Annotated in this window: 16 protein-coding genes; 10 read left to right on the top strand and 6 right to left on the bottom strand. The window is 53.8% G+C overall.

The features are described 5' to 3' along the window. Positions 1–310 precede the first annotated feature (310 nt). Positions 311–1,603: a tyrosine--tRNA ligase gene (tyrS, locus tag ADINL_RS13920; RefSeq protein ID WP_036549500.1), complete on the bottom strand. Its 1,293-nt coding sequence runs from the start codon at positions 1,601–1,603 to the stop codon at positions 311–313. 145 nt (positions 1,604–1,748) lie between these two features. Here tyrS and ADINL_RS13925 point away from each other — a divergent pair, with 145 nt between their 5' ends. After that, a complete protein-coding gene (locus tag ADINL_RS13925) occupies positions 1,749–2,849 on the top strand; it encodes an anhydro-N-acetylmuramic acid kinase (protein WP_036549398.1) in 1,101 nt (366 codons plus the stop codon). Positions 2,850–2,884: 35 nt separating this feature from the next. Here the strand turns inward: ADINL_RS13925 and erpA are convergent, their stop codons facing one another. Both erpA and argC read right to left on the bottom strand, forming a co-directional pair. Next, positions 2,885–3,232 (bottom strand): iron-sulfur cluster insertion protein ErpA, encoded by a 348-nt coding sequence (gene erpA, locus ADINL_RS13930; protein WP_036549401.1) that lies wholly within the window; start codon positions 3,230–3,232, stop codon positions 2,885–2,887. Between the two features lie 93 nt (positions 3,233–3,325). Further along, positions 3,326–4,360, bottom strand: coding sequence for an N-acetyl-gamma-glutamyl-phosphate reductase (gene argC / locus ADINL_RS13935; RefSeq protein WP_036549404.1), 1,035 nt, complete (start codon positions 4,358–4,360; stop codon positions 3,326–3,328). A 227-nt stretch (positions 4,361–4,587) separates the two neighbouring features. On the opposite strand from argC, the gene hemL reads away from it, so the two are divergent. Next, entirely contained in the window at positions 4,588–5,871 is a 1,284-nt protein-coding gene (gene hemL / locus ADINL_RS13940) for a glutamate-1-semialdehyde 2,1-aminomutase (protein WP_036549408.1), read from the top strand. An 11-nt stretch (positions 5,872–5,882) separates the two neighbouring features. Beyond that, entirely contained in the window at positions 5,883–6,506 is a 624-nt protein-coding gene (locus tag ADINL_RS16085; protein WP_051632851.1) for a hypothetical protein, read from the top strand. On the opposite strand, the gene ADINL_RS13950 is transcribed toward ADINL_RS16085, so the two are convergent. After that, positions 6,500–7,153 carry a tetratricopeptide repeat protein gene (locus ADINL_RS13950; protein ID WP_036549411.1) on the bottom strand — a complete coding sequence of 218 codons (654 nt, stop codon included), beginning with the start codon at positions 7,151–7,153 and terminating at the stop codon, positions 6,500–6,502. The genes ADINL_RS16085 and ADINL_RS13950 overlap by 7 nt on opposite strands. 10 nt (positions 7,154–7,163) lie before the next feature. After that, on the bottom strand, positions 7,164–9,524 hold the full coding sequence (gene mrcB, locus ADINL_RS13955) for a penicillin-binding protein 1B (RefSeq protein WP_036549414.1): 2,361 nt from the start codon (positions 9,522–9,524) through the stop codon (positions 7,164–7,166). A gap of 46 nt (positions 9,525–9,570) precedes the next feature. On the opposite strand from mrcB, the gene ADINL_RS13960 reads away from it, so the two are divergent. Together ADINL_RS13960 and ADINL_RS13965 are read left to right on the top strand one after the other, a co-directional pair. Beyond that, entirely contained in the window at positions 9,571–11,100 is a 1,530-nt protein-coding gene (locus tag ADINL_RS13960; RefSeq protein WP_036549417.1) for a bifunctional aminoglycoside phosphotransferase/ATP-binding protein, read from the top strand. 10 nt (positions 11,101–11,110) lie between these two features. After that, positions 11,111–11,428 (top strand): Rieske (2Fe-2S) protein, encoded by a 318-nt coding sequence (locus ADINL_RS13965; RefSeq protein WP_036549420.1) that lies wholly within the window; start codon positions 11,111–11,113, stop codon positions 11,426–11,428. Here the strand turns inward: ADINL_RS13965 and ADINL_RS13970 are convergent. Then, a complete protein-coding gene (locus tag ADINL_RS13970) occupies positions 11,418–12,590 on the bottom strand; it encodes a pyridoxal phosphate-dependent aminotransferase (protein ID WP_036549423.1) in 1,173 nt (390 codons plus the stop codon). The genes ADINL_RS13965 and ADINL_RS13970 overlap by 11 nt on opposite strands. Positions 12,591–12,828: 238 nt before the next feature. Between ADINL_RS13970 and dksA the strand changes: the two genes are divergently transcribed. Genes dksA through ADINL_RS13990 form a run of 5 tightly spaced genes read left to right on the top strand, consistent with a single transcriptional unit; the run spans position 12,829 to position 18,625 of the window. After that, on the top strand, positions 12,829–13,260 hold the full coding sequence (gene dksA, locus ADINL_RS13975) for an RNA polymerase-binding protein DksA (protein WP_036549426.1): 432 nt from the start codon (positions 12,829–12,831) through the stop codon (positions 13,258–13,260). Positions 13,261–13,274: 14 nt separating this feature from the next. Beyond that, positions 13,275–14,153 (top strand): tRNA glutamyl-Q(34) synthetase GluQRS, encoded by an 879-nt coding sequence (gene gluQRS, locus ADINL_RS13980; RefSeq protein ID WP_036549428.1) that lies wholly within the window; start codon positions 13,275–13,277, stop codon positions 14,151–14,153. 1 nt (position 14,154) lies between these two features. Continuing rightward, positions 14,155–14,328: a hypothetical protein gene (locus ADINL_RS16460; RefSeq protein WP_161667756.1), complete on the top strand. Its 174-nt coding sequence runs from the start codon at positions 14,155–14,157 to the stop codon at positions 14,326–14,328. After that, positions 14,325–17,255, top strand: a complete 2,931-nt coding sequence (locus tag ADINL_RS13985) for an ATP-binding protein (RefSeq protein ID WP_036549431.1) — start codon at positions 14,325–14,327, stop codon at positions 17,253–17,255. The genes ADINL_RS16460 and ADINL_RS13985 overlap by 4 nt, the downstream gene beginning before the upstream one ends. A gap of 11 nt (positions 17,256–17,266) precedes the next feature. After that, entirely contained in the window at positions 17,267–18,625 is a 1,359-nt protein-coding gene (locus ADINL_RS13990) for a sigma-54-dependent transcriptional regulator (RefSeq protein WP_036549433.1), read from the top strand. The last annotated feature ends 123 nt before the right edge of the window (positions 18,626–18,748 follow it).

Consider the following 18,748-nt stretch of genomic DNA (forward strand, 5'->3'; position numbering starts at 1 on the left):
TAAAGAGCGTGCCGATCAACCCGGTGTTTTGAGTTGTCTCAAGCGAGGTGCGTATTCTACCGAGTCGCACCGCCGTGTCAAGCATTTTGTTTCAGAATTTTGCAATCAACTTCCTGAAACCCGCTTCACACTCAGTTGAAGATATCCACTATTTATGATTTAAGATCAACAGCTTGAATTGTCATCAACCGACTTGTTTCGTGTCACTCTCTGCGATCACGTCCCAAGCGAGGCGCGAATATTACAGAGGACATCAGAGGAGGTCAACAGGTCTTTGAAAATAATTTTCAAAGACCTGTTAAGAGGTTCGTTACAGGTAGAACAGATGGTGCTTTTTCTTGCCCAGCTTGACCAGGAAGAATCGCTCATAGCGCGCATTGGCAACAGAGAAGAGCTCAGCGGTCGCCATGTTCAGCTCAGCACCACAACTCAGATCATTAATCTGTACCGCGTTACGCTGCAACGCATCTTTTACCTGCTTGCCATTAGTCGCCACACCAGCATCAACCAGTAAACTGGTCAACGGCAACTCAGTCAGATTGTCCGGCAATTGTGTCGCTGGCAGGCCATCCAATTGCAACTGCTCAAAGTCAGCCTGACTCAACGCCCCCAAATCACCAGAGAACAATGCCTCAGTAATGCGACGCGCCGCTTCCAGCGCTTGCTCACCATGTACCAGGCGCGTCACTTCTTCCGCCAGAATGCGTTGCGCTTGTGGACGTCCTTCTGCCGCTTTATCTTCAGCTTCAATCGCATCGATCTGCGACACGTCCAGGAAAGTAAAGAACTTCAGAAAACGATATACATCAGCATCAGGTGTCTGTAACCAGAACTGATAGAATGCATAAGGTGAAGTCTTGTTCGGAGACAACCAGACAGCACCGCCTTCTGTTTTACCAAACTTGGTACCATCGGATTTTGTAATCAGCGGCAATGTCAGGCCATGCACCTGGGCACCGTTCATACGTCGGGTCAGATCAATGCCACTGGTAATATTACCCCACTGATCCGAGCCTCCGATCTGCAAAGTACAACCGTAACGCTGATTCAGCACCTGGTAATCATATGACTGCAAAATCTGGTAAGTGAACTCAGTAAAGGAGATTCCCGAATCTTCACGCTCAATGCGCTGTTTTACCGACTCTTTGGCAATCATTTTGTTGACCGTAAAGTGCTTGCCGATATCCCGCAGAAAACTCAGGACATCTACACTGGCAGTCCAGTCATAGTTGTTTGCCAGCAACGCCCCGGTCTCGTCATCAAAACGAATAAACTGACTGATCTGCTGCTTAAGTTTTTCACTCCACTGTTGCACGATTTCAGCAGAATTCAGCTGTCGCTCCTGCGCCTTGAAGCTGGGGTCACCAATCATACCGGTCGCACCACCCACCAGCGCAATCGGTCGATGACCGAACTGCTGAAAGCGCTTTAACATCAGCAAAGGCACCAGATGGCCAAGATGCAAACTGTCTGCCGTCGGATCGAAGCCACAATAAAGCGTTACAACCTGCTCACTCAGATGAGCAGACAAAGCTGCTTCATCTGTAGTTTGTGCAATCAGGCCGCGTGCTTTCAAATCTTCAATCAAAGGTTGTCTGTTCATCATCCATCTGTCCGGAAAAAAAATTATTCAGAACCGCGCATTCTAACGCTTGAGACAGCACAAAGACAAACAGGTTACTGCCGCTCACCACGCTTTCTGTTAGCATTCACCTGAATAACCTTGGCCCTGAACAGAGGATATGGACATGCCACCTGCAGATTATTTTATCGGCCTGATGTCGGGCACCAGTCTGGACTCGATTGATGCGGTACTGGTTTCCTTTGAACAGGGCTCGCTGACACTGCATGACAGCCAATCCACACCTCTGCCTGCATCCCTGCGCCAACAGATACTGGCACTCAACACATCCGGCACGGATGAAATTGAGCAGCTTGCCGAACTGGACCCTGAGCTGGGGCGCCTGTTTGCCGACGCCTGCCTGGCGTTACTGCACAGACACCAACTCAAACCCGCCCAAATACGTGCTATCGGCAGTCATGGTCAGACCCTGCGCCACCGCCCGACCAAAGGCTACAGTCTGCAAGTCGGCGATCCGAATGTGATTGCCGAACAGACCGGCATCACGACCGTAGCAGATTTTCGCCGTCGTGATCTGGCTGCAGGCGGCCAGGGCGCGCCTCTGGTGCCTGCATTTCACCATCAGTGTTTTCACAGCCCGAACCACAATCGTGTTCTGATCAATATTGGCGGCATGGCGAACATCACACTACTGCCCGCAGACCCGGAGAAACCCGTCATTGGCTATGACACAGGCCCCGGCAATGTACTGATCGATACCTGGATACAGCAACAGCGTGACCTGCCTTATGACAAGGATGGCGCCTGGGCGGCCAGCGGCAAGGTCATCGATAGTTTACTGAACCGCTGGTTAAGTGATCCATTTTTCAGCGCACCCTACCCCAAGAGCACAGGCCGGGAGCTGTTTAACGAGCGCTGGCTGCAGCGTCACATCCAGCCTCAGATGCAAGCAGAGGATATTCAGGCAACCCTGACAGAGCTCACGGCACGTTCCATAGCCATAGCAATTCAACAACATGATTTAATCTCACCCGAGGTGTATCTCTGCGGCGGCGGCAGTCACAACAACAGCTTGAAGCAACGCCTTGAGCAGCATCTCGGATTCGGTACTCAGTCAACAGCGGTACTGGGATTGCATCCGGACTGGGTCGAGGCTTGTGCCTTTGCCTGGCTGGCCTATCGTACCATCAACCACCAGAGCGGAAATCTGGCGGCTGTTACGGGAGCCAGAGGGGAACGTATACTGGGTGGCATCTACCTGGCCTGAGCCAGACGGGAGATGCCACCTCGACAAGGATCACATCAGATCGAGAAGGAAGAACCACAACCACAAGTGGTCGCAGCATTGGGGTTTTTGACACTAAATTGCGCGCCATGAAGACCTTCCTGATAGTCAACTTCAGCGCCGACCAGATACTGAAAGCTCATGGGATCGACCAGCAACGTTACACCATCGGTGACAATCGCTGTATCATCTTCTGCCTGCTGTTCATCAAAGGTGAAGCCATAGGAAAAGCCTGCACAGCCACCGCCGGTAATATAGACCCGCAACTTCAGGTTATCATTTTCCTCTTCATCCATCAGCGCCCTCACCTTTGCAGCAGCAGAAGCGGTGAACCGAAGATCAACATCATGCATTGTCTGTGACATCACTTACTCACTCTTGAAACAGGCTGGCATTCTGCCTTAACCAAGCATTTTGGTCAACTATTGATGCCATTATGTTCAAAGCGTGCAGGTGCATCAAGGCATCAATGCAACCTGCTGCAAACCTTCAGTTTCCGGACGCTCAAACATGATATTCATTACCTGAATCGCCTGCCCCGCGGCTCCTTTCACCAGGTTATCAATCACCGCAAGCACCACTACCGTGTCATCTTCCTGTGGACGATGTACACTGATGCGGCAGAAATTCGAACCTTTCACACTGCGAGTTTCAGGACAGCTGCCAGCAGGCATCACATCGACAAACGGCTCATTGGCAAAGCGCTCTTCGAACAGCTCCTGCAAACCCGGATCAACCGGATCACGCAACACAGAATAGAGTGTTGTATGAATACCCCGAATCATCGGCATCAGGTGAGGCACAAACGTCAGTCCCACCGGACGACCTGCCATAGCCGTCAACCCCTGACGGATCTCTGGCAGATGGCGGTGCCCTGGCACACCATAAGCTTTGACACTTTCACTGGCCTCACACAGAAGCGTACCAACACTGGCTCCCCGACCGGCACCACTCACGCCGGACTTACAGTCAGCAATCAGCCGCCGCGTATCCACCAGTTGTTTTTCCAGCAATGGCAGGAAGCCCAGTTGAGCCGCTGTTGGATAACAACCGGCACAACCGATCAGTTGAGCTTCACGAATGGCAGCACGATTCACCTCGGGCAAACCATAGACGGCTTTTTCAACCAGATCAGGACAGGTGTGCGTATGGTTATACCACTGCTCCCACAGCGGTACATCCTTGATTCTGAAATCTGCACCCAGATCGATAACTTTAACGCCACGCGCCAGCAGTTCAGGGGTCATATTCATGGCAACGCCATGCGGGGTCGCAAAAAATACGACATCACACTTGGACAGGGTTTCGATATCGGGCACGCTGAATGCCAGATCAAGATGACCACGCAGGCTCGGGAACATATCTGCAACGGGAATACCGTCTTCAGATCGGGATGTAATCGCTTCGACTTTAACGCCCGGATGCGCTGACAAAATCCGCAGCAGCTCAACACCTGTATAGCCGGTTCCACCTACAATACCTGCTTTAATCACCCTAAACCTCCAATTTACCCGGTTCCGCGAAGAGATCTTCCGCTGACCGCCAAGCCGACAAAAATGCTATGATACTCACCCTGTGTTGCAATAACTATCACTCTAGACGCTAGATTTCAAATAGGATCAGACCTGCATCATTAAAGCTGCTACTGGTTTAACGTATACTCTTGCAAATGACAGTTATTCTTAACGCTTTTGTTTTAATTCCATAAAGGATCGGTGACATGTCCAGATCAGAATCACTTTTTCAGGCAGCCCAGGTACACATTCCAGGCGGTGTGAACTCCCCGGTACGCGCATTCAAGGGTGTTGGTGGCACCCCGATATTTTTCAAAAGCGGCCAGGGTGCCTATATCTTCGATGAAGATGATCGCCGTTACATCGACTATATCGGCTCCTGGGGCCCCATGATTCTGGGACATGCGTTTCCGCCCGTCATTGAAGCCGTCCGCAAGACCCTTGATAACGGTCTGGGCTTTGGTGCACCGACTGCCATCGAAACAACCATGGCTGACAAGGTCTGCGAACTGGTGCCATCGATGGAAATGGTACGCATGGTCAGCTCAGGTACTGAAGCGACCATGAGCGCTATCCGCCTGGCACGCGGTTACACTGGCCGGGATAAAATCGTCAAGTTCGAAGGCTGTTATCACGGTCATTCTGACTCCCTGCTGGTCAAGGCCGGCTCAGGGGCACTGACACTCGGTGAGCCAAATTCACCGGGAGTCCCTGAAGCGCTGGCAGCACACACCATCACCCTGACGTTCAACGACATTGAATCAGTCAAACAAGCCTTTGCAGAAGTGGGTGATCAGGTGGCCTGTATTATCGTGGAACCGGTCGCCGGTAACATGAACTGCATCCCGCCCGTGCCCGGCTTTCTGGAAGGCTTACGTGAGATCTGCGACCAGTATGGCAGCGTGTTGATTTTTGATGAAGTCATGACCGGCTTTCGTGTGGCACTGGGAGGTGCTCAGGCACACTATGGTGTCACACCCGACCTGACCACTCTGGGCAAGGTAATCGGCGGCGGCTTGCCGGTAGGTGCCTTTGGCGGCAAAAAAGCGATCATGTCTCACATCGCCCCTCTGGGACCGGTATATCAGGCAGGCACTCTGTCCGGTAATCCGCTGGCGATGGCCGCAGGTCTGGCGATGCTGAATGCCTTGTGTGAGCCTGGTATTCATGAACAACTGGCAGCCAAGTCCGAATATCTGACAGCCGGTCTTCAGGCTCTGGCCGACAAGCATGGCATCCCCTTCACAACCACCTGCGTAGGCGGGATGTTCGGCTTGTTCTTCACTTCGGCAGAAAGCATCACCTCATTTGCAGAGGCAACAGCGTGTGATACTGCGCGCTTTGGACGCTTCTTCCACGGCATGCTGGAGCAAGGCGTCTACCTGGCACCCTCTGCATTTGAAGCGGGCTTTTTATCTAACGCACATACTGAAGCCGATCTGGATGCCACCCTTGCGGCAGCTGATCAGGTGTTTGCCCAACTCAGTTAAGAGAGCAGAGTATGCTGGAAAGTCTGACAAGCCTGATCCTGTTATGCACCAGCCTGTTCTCGGCAATCTGGTTGCTGCACCGGCATAAGCAGGCAGTTGAAGCGCACCACTACCGGGTGCGTGTCTTTGCGCTGAGCTGCCTGTTTATCAGCAGCTATGCGCTGTGCCAGCTGCTGCTGCGCGATCCGGGCAGCCATACCGGCACCTTGCTGCAAATGACCGAGAACCTGAGCATCTATGTGGCACTGCCTTTTATTGCCACAGTGTTCGTTGCCCTGGCCAAAGGCTGGCACTGGTCGATGGCTGGCTGGGGACGCTGGCTGCTGGGATTAATCGCGTTCTTTGAGCTTACCCGGCGTACCGACTATGGTATCAGCTACAGCTATACTCTTTCGATACTGGTGCTGCTCGCCCTGCTGTTCAGCCTGCTGCTGATCAAACCCGTTACAGCCCGGCTGTTGCTGGCCGCAGGCACCCTGCTGCTGGCAGGCGGCACCCTGCTGTTCAGCCCCTTGCCATTACTAATGCCGCAGGGACACAGCGCCGGGTTCATGCTGCTACTGGCGTTCAGCTTGCCTTTATTGAGCGCCAGCCTGGACCAGCAGCTCCAGTCCAGGCCCGTGCCGAATCAGTAACGAGATGCTTGCTGGCGGGCATCATCAGCGCCCGCCAGATCTCCGGCTTCAGTCCGGATCTGACTGATCAGCGCCCAGAGGCGGCGCAAGGATGCATTCTGACCGGAAGCTACATCAATCCCCCGTAGAGCAACCTGTTCTGCATCCATAAACTGTCCCAACTGACGTTTCACATCAGCCAACTGGTAATAGACTTCTGGTTCACGTGGCGCTATACGCTGAGCCCGCTCAAGGCGCGTCTGCGCCGCACGCAGATCACCCTGAGCCGTTTCCTGTTTGGCGGTATCCAGCAATGCCACCACCGCAGCATTATCCACACTCGCTGGAGACTCGGCAGGAGACGGTGCTGATGGGGAGGAAGCTGGAGCTGTAGGCGTAACCGGAGACGGCTGCCAGACCTCATCCGCTGGCGGCAGAATCTCCCGCTGTGCACGCACTATCGGCTCCACCTCCAGTGGGCGCACGCCAAGACCCGGATCCATAGGTGTTACCACGACACCCGACGGCTCTGTTTGCACGGGCTGCTGAACCGCAGCCGCACCACTGGACCGATCTTCCACCGGAATGTTACTAAAGGGGTTTGAAGTGGCGCAGCCTGTCAGCAACAACCCTCCTGCCAGAGCAACACCCAATTTTCCACTGTTCATTCAAGACTCCTTAGCGAAACAAGTTTCTGAACCAGCCACCTGATTCGGTTTCTTCAGGGGCTGACGGCCCCGGACGTACAGAAAACTGACCACAATCAACACTGGCAACAGGTTCAGTGCCCTGAATAAAGGGCAACTGCCGCGAACCTTCACAGATCGGGTCAGACAAACGTCCGGATCGCTCATCAATCCACTGCGTGGTAATACTGGCCGGGCGGCGCGAGACCAAAGGCTCCGGTTTCTCCTGACGCATAAACGCAGTCCATACCGGTAGTGCGCCCCCGGTTGATGCAAAGGGCAACGGCCGGTTATCGTCACGACCAACCCAAACAACAGCCAGGCGATTCCCGGTAAAACCGGCGAACCAGCTATCACGCTGATCATTACTGGTTCCGGTCTTGCCGGCAAAATTCAGTTCGGACGGCAACTGCTGATAAGCACTGCGCGCCGTACCACTACGTCCGACTTCCTGCATCGCATGACGGATCAGATAAATAGGCTCAGCCGCAACCTGCTGACGCAACTGGAAAGGGTAACGAGACAGCTCTTCACCCTCAGCTGTCGTCACCATCCGGATCGAACGTAACGGCATACGGAATCCATCCGCCGCCAGGGTTTGATACACCTCCGCTATTTCCAGCGGCGTCATTTCCTGGGCACCCAGCATCAATGAAGGTAACGCCTGAATGTTACGCTCAACACCCAGACGACGCAGCACGTCGATGACTTTTGACAAGCCGATTTCCAGCCCCAGATTGACCGATGACTGATTAAAGGAACGCGCCAGCGCGGTAATCAATAACACATCACCGTGACTTTGACGGTCAAAATTTTGCGGTGACCAGATATCACCATTTGGCAACCGCAGTTCGACGGGCTCATCTCTGACGATGCTGGCCAGCGTATACCCTTGCTCAATAGCCGCCAGAAAAATTGCAGGCTTAATCAGGGAACCCACAGCCCGGCGTGCATCCAGCGCCCGGTTAAAGCCTTCAAACTGAGTTTCTTTGCCGCCCACCAGCGCCAGCACTTCTCCGGTACGCGGATCGGTGACTACCATGGCACCCTGCAGTTCACCGGCACGCTCACCATGCCGACTCTGCAACTCATTGAGCACATCCGAAATCGATGCATCCGCATGTGATTGTGCCAAAGGGTCCAGCGAGGTATAGATCAGCAAGCCTTCGGTGCTGAGATCCTCGTCACGATACTCCTTGAGCAACTGTCGCTTCACCAGATCCAGATAGGCGGGGTAGCTGCCCGTGTGCATCCGGCGGCTTTGACGGACCCCCAGTGGCTCTGCCACAGCCGCATCACGCTCGGCCGCACTGATATAGCCATGTTCAGCCAACAGATTGATAACCAGATCACGGCGTGCCTGAGCCCGCTCCGGGTTACGACGCGGATCATAGAAGGACGGTCCTTTAACCAGAGCCACCAGCAAGGCGACCTGATGCAATTCCAGCTCAGATGCCGGACGCCCGAAATAGAACTGACTGGCCAACCCGAAGCCATGCACGGCACGTATACCGGATTGTCCCAGATAGACCTCATTCAAATAGGCTTCCAGTATCTCATCCTTGTCATAGCGGAAGTCCATGGCCAGCGCCATGGGCAACTCCAGCAATTTACGTGACAGTGTACGATCCGATGTCAGGTAGAAGTTTTTAATCAACTGCTGTGTCAGTGTGCTGCCACCCTGTACAAAGCGCCCTGCCCGTGCATTTACCACCGCTGCTCGCAACATACCCTTGGGCGACACACCGTGATGCTGGTAAAACTCACGATCTTCCACCACCAGCAAGGCATCCTTGAGATAAGGTGGTGCATCCTGTAAACGGATCAGGTCACGATCTTCATTGGAGCGGGGATAAATACCACCGATCAGCGCTGGTTCCAGTCGTACCAGCGCGACATCCTGCTGCTGCAGCTCATCGTGGATACGCTGAATACGACCATTGCCGAACTCGATCAACAGACGCCGGGAAGGCTCAACTTCGTCGGGGAAGGCGAAGCCGCGCGTCATGACCCGCACCCGCGCACTGGCGAACTCTACGCTGCCCGGACCGGTCACCGCACTGACCGTACGGTACCCCAGCAATCCCAGCTCCTGTCTCAACTGTTCAGGTGACAGGCCTTGTCCGGCATACATTTCCAATGGACGTGCGTAAACCTTCGCGGGCAGCTCCCAGCGCTTCCCCTCGAATTTTTCACGCACCTGGCCGTCGACATAGATCAACAGCACCGCACAAAACACGACAAATAACAGGCCCAGCTTTAACAGCAGACCCAGTAAATACCCTGTAATCGAGCGACGCTTTTGTGGCTGACGTCGACGTGACTGACTTTTTTGGACTCTCTTTTTTGGCATCGGGCAAGTATAATCGCTGTCAACTTGGTGCAACAGCAGAAAAGTAATGTTTTATAAACTGATCAGCACTCTACAGAATCCGGAGCATTTCCCGCACCCTTGCGGGACAATCGAAGTGATCGAAACGCCCATCTCATGGATCGTTTTGACCGGTGATTTCGCCTATAAATTCAAAAAACCGGTAAATTTCGGTTTTTTGGACTTCACCACACTGGATCAGCGACGTACCTATTGCGAAGAAGAGCTGAGACTGAATCAGCGCCTGGCACCCGACATCTATCTGGATGTTGTCCCGGTCAGCGGCACAGAAGACGCACCCCGACTGGGTGATGCATCTGCGCCTTTTGAGTATGCAGTCCGCATGGCGCAGTTTGATCCGGAACAACGACTGGACCGCCAACTGGACCGGCAACTGTTTGAAGCCAGCTGGATCGACATGCTGGCTGAGCAGATCGCCGAGTTTCATCAACGCATCCCGATTGTGGCCCAGGACAGCCCCTGGGGTGAGCCGGATACACTGTGGGAATTTATCGCCGATAACTACCGCGTATGTGCCACCCAGATAGACAATCTGGATGACTCCTCTCGTCTGCACCGACTGCTCAACTGGACAGCGGCCAGCTTTCGCGAACTGGAAAAAAATCTGCGCAACCGCAAGCGTAAAGGTCACATACGCGAATGCCATGGCGACCTGCATCTGGGCAATATCACCCTGTTTCATAACGCTCTGCGTCTGTTCGACTGTATCGAATTCAATCTGCAGTTCCGCTGGATCGATACTTTTTCAGATCTGGCATTCCTGCTCATGGATCTGGAAGCCAACAACCAGCCTCGCTGGGCTAACCGCTGTCTGAACTATTATCTGGAACTGACAGGCGACTATCGTGGCGTACCGCTGCTGAATCTCTATAAAGCCTATCGTTCCATGGTCAGAGCCAAGGTTGCCTTGATCGGCGAACAGCCCGACTGGGACACCTTCCGGCACTATCTGCAGCTCACTGAGCAATACAGCCGCAGTAATCCACCCGTGCTGTATCTGATGCATGGTGTCTCAGGCAGCGGCAAAAGTTACCTGAGCAGCCAGTTGGTTGAAGCCATCGGTGCCATCCGGCTGCGCTCGGATTGTGAGCGCAAGCGCCTGCATCGTGAACTCAGCCGCCAGGGCGAAAATCTGGAGCTGTACGGTGCCGATATGAATATGCGTACATTTCATCACACATCCGACCTGGCAAAAATGCTGCTGAAAGCGGGACAGACAGTAGTGGTTGATGCCACCCTGATCCGCAAACGTACTCGCAGCAACTACATTGCCCTGGCTGAAAGCCTGGGTATTCCGGTACGCATCATCAGTTGCAGTTGCAAGCTGCACCTGATCGAGGCCCGCCTGGCACGACGCCTGGCTGATGGAAAAGACCCATCTGATGCAGACATAGATGTGATGCACCAACAGCTCACCTCCGGCCAGCCTCTGACACCTGAAGAGCAGATGCTGACACTGCCGGTTGATACCGAGAATGATGAAGCCATCGAGCAACTGCTGGCCCAGTTACGGGCTCAGAATCTGCTGAACCAGTAACAGGATAAGCATGCAGCTGATTTGTCACACCGATGCCCTGAACGAGGGTGAAGCGCGCGGCTTTGAAACCGCAGGACGAGCACTGCTGGTGGTCCGTCGCCAACACCAGTTTTACGTCTATGAAAACCGCTGCCCGCACCGGGGCATTCGCCTGGAATGGCAAGCAGACCAATTTCTGGATTATGAAAAGCAGTTTATCCAGTGCGCCACGCACGGCGCACTGTTTCGTATTGAAGATGGCGAGTGTATTGCCGGCCCCTGTCCGGGAGAGCGCCTGATACCCTGCCAATTTCTACAGCAAGACAACTGTCTTTACCTTATCCCCTGATCCGCTGCGCCAGACGCTGCAAGGCTTTCTCGATCTGATCCAGCCTGGTGGTGTAGGAAAAACGCACATAGCGTGACGCATTAAACTGACCAAAGTCTGCACCTGGCGTCACCGCGATATGATTTTCTTCCAGTAAAGACCAGCAAAAGGCAAAACTGTCATCCGTCAGATGCGAAGCATCAGCATACACATAGAACGCACCTTCCGGCATGGCGGGAATCGCAAATCCCAGATCACGCAGACCTTGCACCAGGAAATCTCGCCGTCCTTCAAATGCGGCACGGCGGGCTTCAAAAATTTCCAGACTCTGGGGCGTAAAGGCTGCCAACGCCGCATACTGTGAAACTGTTGGCGGTGAAATAAACAGATTCTGCGCCATCCGCTCCATAACCTTGATCGCACCTTCCGGAGCCACCAGCCAACCCAGACGCCAGCCTGTCATACCGAAATACTTGGAAAAACTGTTTACCACAAAGCATTCCGGATCAACCTGCAAGGCCGTCATGGCATCCACACCATAGGTCAGGCCATGGTAGAGCTCATCGACGATCAACTGCCCACCCAACTGCCGCACTCGCTGTGCTATAGCCTGCATTTCATCTACCGGCACCAGTGTACCGGTAGGATTGGACGGTGATGCCAGTAATACACCGCGGGTTTCCGGCTGCCAGTGCTCTGCAATCAGTGCATTGGTTAATTGAAATTTTTCAGCAGGACCGGTCGGCACCAGCTGCGCAGACGCATTCAGAAAATGCAGGAACTGACGGTTACAGGGGTAACCGGGATCACTCGTCATAATCCGCTGCCCGGCATCGACTAACGAGGCAAAGGCCAACAACAGCGCACCGGAAGCCCCCGGTGTCACCAATACCTGTTCGGGGCTGATCTGCACACCATAACGCTGATCATAAAAAGCCGCGATCCGCTCACGCAGTTCAGGTATGCCTGAGGCAGGAGTATATTGTGTCAATCCGGCACGCACAGCCTGTATAGCTGCCTCAGCCACTGGCTCCGCGGTGGCAAAATCAGGCTCACCAACCTCAAGGTGCACAACATCACAACCTGCCGCTTCCAATTCTCTGGCACGCTTTAACAGATCCATGACTTTAAAGGATTCAATACTGGCAGCACGCCGGGAGCTTTTTGTATCGTTCGATGCCATCCTGCTCTACACCCTGAAAAAACAAACAATTGTACAATAAGTATCGCAGTTTACCCGTTCAGCAAACGGAATTGAACGAAGAAACTGATGTCAAACACTGGTGTATTGAGTCATCATCTGGTAATTTCAGCGCCTTTTAAAATCTCCGGAAAGCGAAATACCAGAGAAACAGCCCTTGAACAGGGGCAAATCTGACTTAACGGAGTTTTTCACTTTCAGTCTGATGTGAGGCGACGTCATGCCAGCGAACAATGAATCTCAGATTACTCACCCGGCCCCCTACCAGGCCAGCGAAGGTGAGGAGTACATGAACGATGCGCAGAAAGAGCACTTCCGCGAGATACTGTTAGCCTGGAAACAGGAACTGATGGAAGAAGTCGACAGCACCATCACGCACCTGAAGGAAGAGGCCACCAATTTCGCCGATCCAACAGATCGTGCCAGCCAGGAAGAAGAGTTCAGCCTGGAGCTGCGCACCCGTGATCGCGAGCGCAAACTGATCCGCAAGATCGATGAAGCACTGGATCGTATCGACGATGATGACTACGGCTACTGCGAAGCCTGTGGTGTCGAGATCGGTATCCGTCGTCTGGAAGCACGTCCAACCGCAACGCTCTGCATCGACTGCAAAACCCTGGCTGAAATCAAGGAAAAACAGCTCGGCGGTTAATCGGCAGTATCATTTTGAGCTACACGGGCCGTTTCGCACCTTCTCCGACCGGCCCCCTGCACTTCGGATCATTACTGGCCGCCCTGGCAAGTTATCTGGATGCGAAACAGCAGCAGGGGCGCTGGCTGCTTCGTATTGAGAACCTCGACCCTCCACGTGAAATGCCCGGTGCCACCGACTCGATTCTCCGAACACTGGACAAGTTTGGCCTGCACTGGGATGGTGAGGTTATTCAACAAAGCCAGCGTAATGACTATTATAACAGCCTGGTCTGCCAGCTTCAGACTGACAAACTGGCCTATCGCTGCAGCTGTTCACGCTCTCAACTCAAACAACGTCATGCCTTGCATTGTTATGATGGCCGCTGCTGGCAGCATCCACCACCCAGTGATCAGCCCCATGCCATCCGGGCGCGGTTTATGCGCAAGACACTGCGTTTTTCAGATCGGATTCTGGGCGAACAATCGCTGCAACCCGAACACCAGGGCGACTTTATTATTTTCCGCAGGGACCAGTTGTTTGCCTATCAACTGGCAGTAGTAGCAGATGATGCGGCCCAGGGCGTCACGCATGTTGTCCGTGGGGCAGATCTGCTTCAGGAAACCTTTGCCCAGCTGCAACTACAGCAACACCTGTCACTGCCAACACCCAGTTATGCACACCTGCCCCTGGCCTTGAACCCCGCGGGACAGAAGCTCAGCAAGCAGAACCTGGCCCCGGCAATCGAGTCCCGTCCGGTGATACCAACCCTGCTGAAGGCATTGCGTTTTCTGCAACAACCCTTGCCACCTGAGCCATTCAGCCTGACCGTTGAAAGCCTGTTACAATGGGCCGTGCGCCATTGGTCTGTCGAGCAGATACCCGGAACGCCCGCCATTCACCTGGAGGATTAAGATGCATCAGCACCGTGTACTTCTGCTTCTGCTTCTGCTTCTGCTGGGGGTCATACTTCTGCCGCCTATCGTCCATGCAACCCTGTACCAGGGCCCGGTCTGGCTACCCTTTGCACTCTGGGCCAGCATCATTCTGCTGACCGGCCTATTCAATCACACAGGCAAACGACTATGACACTGAACCTCTCGGCACTGCTGTTGATCGGTGTCAGCTACCTGCTACTCCTGTTTGCCACCGCCTACGCGACAGAGCGTGGCTGGATACCGGCGCAGATCATTCGCCACCCCCTCACCCATGTACTGTCTCTGGCTGTTTACGCCAGCGCCTGGACCTTTTACGGTGCTTTCAGCATCGCTACAGAAGCCGGGTTCACCTTTCTGGCCTCCTATTTAGGTGCGACTGCTACCTTTGTGCTGGCCCCATTGATCCTGCTACCGATACTGCGCATTGCCCGCAGCCACCAACTGAGCTCTCTGGCTGATCTGTTTGCCTTCCGCTATCAGAGTGCCCGAACCGGCAGCTTTATTACGCTGCTGGTACTGATCATCAGCATGCCCTTGATCGCTATTCAGATTCAGGCATTTTCCGACAGCCTGAGTCATTTTGATGAACGCGTATCCAGCCATCATGTAGCAATCATTTTCTGCTTGATCATCTCGGTATTTTCAATGCTGTTCGGTGCTCGCCAACCCTCAATTCGCAGCCGCCATGATGGCCTGATGGTTGCGATCGCACTGGAGTCTGTCGTCAAAATCAGTGCGCTGCTGATGATGGCTGCAGTCATTGTTTTCTCACTGTTTGAGAGCCCAACCGCGCTGACTCAATGGCTCAGCGACCACCCGGAACAGCTGCAACGCCTGCAGGCTCTGCCATCAGGTAACAACTGGCAAATTCTTCTACTTGCTTTTTTTGCGGCAGCCTTTATCACCCCCCACATGTTTCATTTGATGTTCAGTGAAAACGCCTCCGAACGCAGCCTACGGCTGGCCAGCTGGGTGATGCCGCTGCTACTGCTGCTGATGGCCATCTGTCTTCCGGTGTTACTCTGGGGTGCGGTCAGGCTTGATGTAGCCCAACCCGCTGACTTTTTGCTGATTCGACTGGGACAGGCACTGCAACAGGACTGGTTTGTGATTGCAGCATTCCTCGGCGGACTGTCGGCATCCAGTGGCGCTATCATCGTCGCCAATGTTGCGCTGGCGTCCATGCTGCAAAACCACGTACTACTCCCGCTTATCAAACTTCCCGATACCGACCGTTTTTACAGCTGGCTGTTATGGATGCGCCGCAGCTTGATCCTGTTGGTGATGATCGGCAGCTATCTGGTATACCTCTTTGTCGGCAACCGCTTCCCGCTGGCACAACTGGGCCTGATCACCTTTATCGGCTTTTTGCAGTTTTTACCCGGCCTGCTGGCAACACTCTATTGGCAAAAAGCCAGCCGCAGCGGCTTTTTGCTGGGTCTGTGTGGCGGCATGGCAATCTGGTTCCTGGCCATTCTGGCACCTCTGCTCAGCACACAGCTGGAGGTGATCTCCCCGGCATTGCTCGATCAATGGTACTGGTGGGCCATTATCTCTCTGACCATTAACATATTACTGCTGGTGTTTGGCTCCTGGCTGGTGAAGCCCTCGGCAGAAGAGGAAGAAATGGCGGTTGCCTGCGTCCTCAACGCACTGCCCCGCCCCCAGTCCAATTTCAATCCGGACAATGACTCGATCGAAGATCTGCTCTTCAGGCTCAGTACCCGTCTGGGCGCCACCTCAGCCCAACGTGAAATTGAACGAGCCCTGCAACTGCTTGATCTGCCGATGACCAACAAACTGCGTCCTCTGGATCTGCTGCGTCTGCGCAACATTCTGGAAAACAACCTCTCCGGCATCCTCGGTCCGGCAGAAGCCACGGCACTCCTGCGCCCTCAACCGCTCTCCAGTGGCAACGCATTTCGTGGCCGAGAGATTCACCTGCTGGAAGAACAGCTGGAAAGTTACAGTGAACGCCTGTCAGGACTGGCTGCTGAATTGGACAAAATTCGCCGTTACCACCGCTCTACACTGCAACACCTGCCCATTGGGGTTTGCACACTGAATGAGCGCCAGCACATTTTATTCTGGAATCAGGCAATGGTGGATTACACCGGCATTCTTCCTGAAGCGGTACTGGGTCTGAAGCCTCAAGAACTGCCTCAGCCCTGGGCACAACTTCTCAGTCATTTCAGCCAGCAAAATACCACCTATCAACCTGCAATACGTGTTGAGCTGGAAGAGCAGCAAGCCTGGTTCAGCCTGCATAAAACCGACCTTGAAGACGGGCAGCAAGGACGCATCATTCTGATTGAAGATGAAACAGAGCATAAGCTGCTGGCCAACCGACTGGCACACAGTGAACGCCTGACCTCGATTGGACGTTTTGCTGCCGGTGTCGCACACGAAATCGGCAATCCGGTGACCGGCATTGCCTGCCTGGCACAGAATCTGAAACTGGAAACAGAGCAACCCGAAGTACTGGAAACCGGTGAAGCCATTCTGGAGCAGACTCAACGAATCAGTCGCATTGTTCAGTCCCTGATACGCTTTGCACATACCGGACAAACCGAAAACATCGACCACCTGAGTGCCATCTCGCTGAATCGCTGCATTGAGGAAGCTGTCGACCTGATGCGCTTTGATGAAACCCGCCGTTCGGTCAGGATCCTGACACAATTGCAGCCAGACCTGTGGTGCACCGGTGACTATCAGCTGCTGTTACAAGTGTTCGTAAACCTGCTTAACAATGCCTGCGATGCTTCTCCGGATCAGGGTAAAATCGAGATCAGTGCACAGATTGAAGAGAGCTGGGTCGAAGTACAGATTGTCGATGAAGGCAGCGGAATCAGTGCAGAGAATCAGGAGCGCATTTTTGAGCCCTTTTTCACCACCAAAGAGCCTGGAAAAGGAACCGGACTGGGGTTAGCATTGGTCTACAATATAATTACTGAACATTGTGGTAACATTGAGTTCATCAGCCCTGCCGACAAAAAACAGAAAAAAGGCACTCAGGTAATTATTCAGCTTCCCGTCTGGACGGAACATGATTCCCCGTCCGGTCAGGGATTAGAGTAACAGGTCCCAATATGAGCCGAATTCTGATTGTTGAGGATGAAAAGGTCATCCGTGCCGCGCTGAAGCGCCTGCTCCTGAAACATGGCTATGAAGTCGATGACGCTGGCAGTGTCGCCGAAGCCTTGCCCCTGGCAGAAAAACACACCTACCAACTGATCATCAGTGATTTGCGCTTGCCCGGCGCACAGGGTACGGATCTGATTCCGTACGCGGGGACAACCCCGGTGCTGATCATGACCAGCTATGCCAGTATGCGCTCCGCTATCGATGCTATCAAGCTGGGGGCCGCCGACTATATTGCCAAGCCGTTTGATCATGACGAAATGCTCAATGTCATTGCCAAACTGATTCAGCCTCAGACAACCATTGAACCGCTCGAGTCGACACCCGAGAACGGCCTGCGTCCGTTGTTAAACGGGTCCTGCCAGGCCATTCAGGATCTGATCAAGCGCATCAACAAAGTGGCACAAACCGATGCTACAGTGTTGATCCTGGGTGAGTCCGGTACGGGTAAGGAACTGGCGGCCAAAAGCATTCATCAACTCAGCCAGCGTGCCGGATCACCGATGATCTGTGTCAACTGTGCAGCCATTCCCGAGACCCTGATTGAATCTGAACTCTTCGGACATGAAAAAGGTGCCTTCACCGGTGCCGACACCACACGCAGTGGTCTGATTGAAGCCGCCGATGGTGGTACGCTGTTTCTGGATGAAATAGGAGAGCTGCCACTGGAAGCCCAGGCCCGATTACTGCGTTTCCTGCAGGAAGGCGAGATCCGACGTGTTGGCTCGGTACACCCCAAACGCGTCAATGTCCGCCTGATTGCAGCGACCCATCGTGATTTGAAAAACCTGGCTCAGGCAGGGCAATTCCGCGAAGACCTCTATTACCGTCTTTACGTCATGGAACTGCGCATGCCGCCGCTCAGAGAACGTGGTGATGATATACTGGAGCTCGCCCAGGTATTCCTGCGTGAGCAATGCCTGAAGCACAATGTCAGCCTGAGCTTCAGCCCTGAGGCCTTGAACACCATGCGTCAACATCACTGGCCAGGCAACGTCCGCGAACTGCAAAATGCGATTGAACGCGCAGTCATCCTCGCAGACGGTCACAGCATCACAGCGGAACTGCTGGGACTGGAGCCAGAATACGCGTCAACACCGCCCAAAGCGCAGACCCCATCCACCAGCCAGCCAGATAAAGCCGAACACACACTGGATGACTATTTTCTGAAGTTCGTACTGGAACATCAACATCACATGAATGAGACAGATCTGGCCAAGAGCCTGGGCGTCAGTCGAAAATGCCTGTGGGAAAAACGGCAAAAACTCGGGATTCCGCGTAAAGGCCGCAATGCGGCCCAAGCCTAATACTTAAGTCTAACTCGATGAAAAATAAGTTGTTTTTAGTGTTACCTTTCTACACACTTAGGTAACACTCGCTGTGCAGAAGGGTAACACTCCCGATCAACCACCTGATACAAGATCGGACAA

Source organism: Nitrincola lacisaponensis (assembly GCF_000691225.1).
GTDB classification, from domain to species: Bacteria; Pseudomonadota; Gammaproteobacteria; order Pseudomonadales; family Balneatricaceae; genus Nitrincola; species Nitrincola lacisaponensis.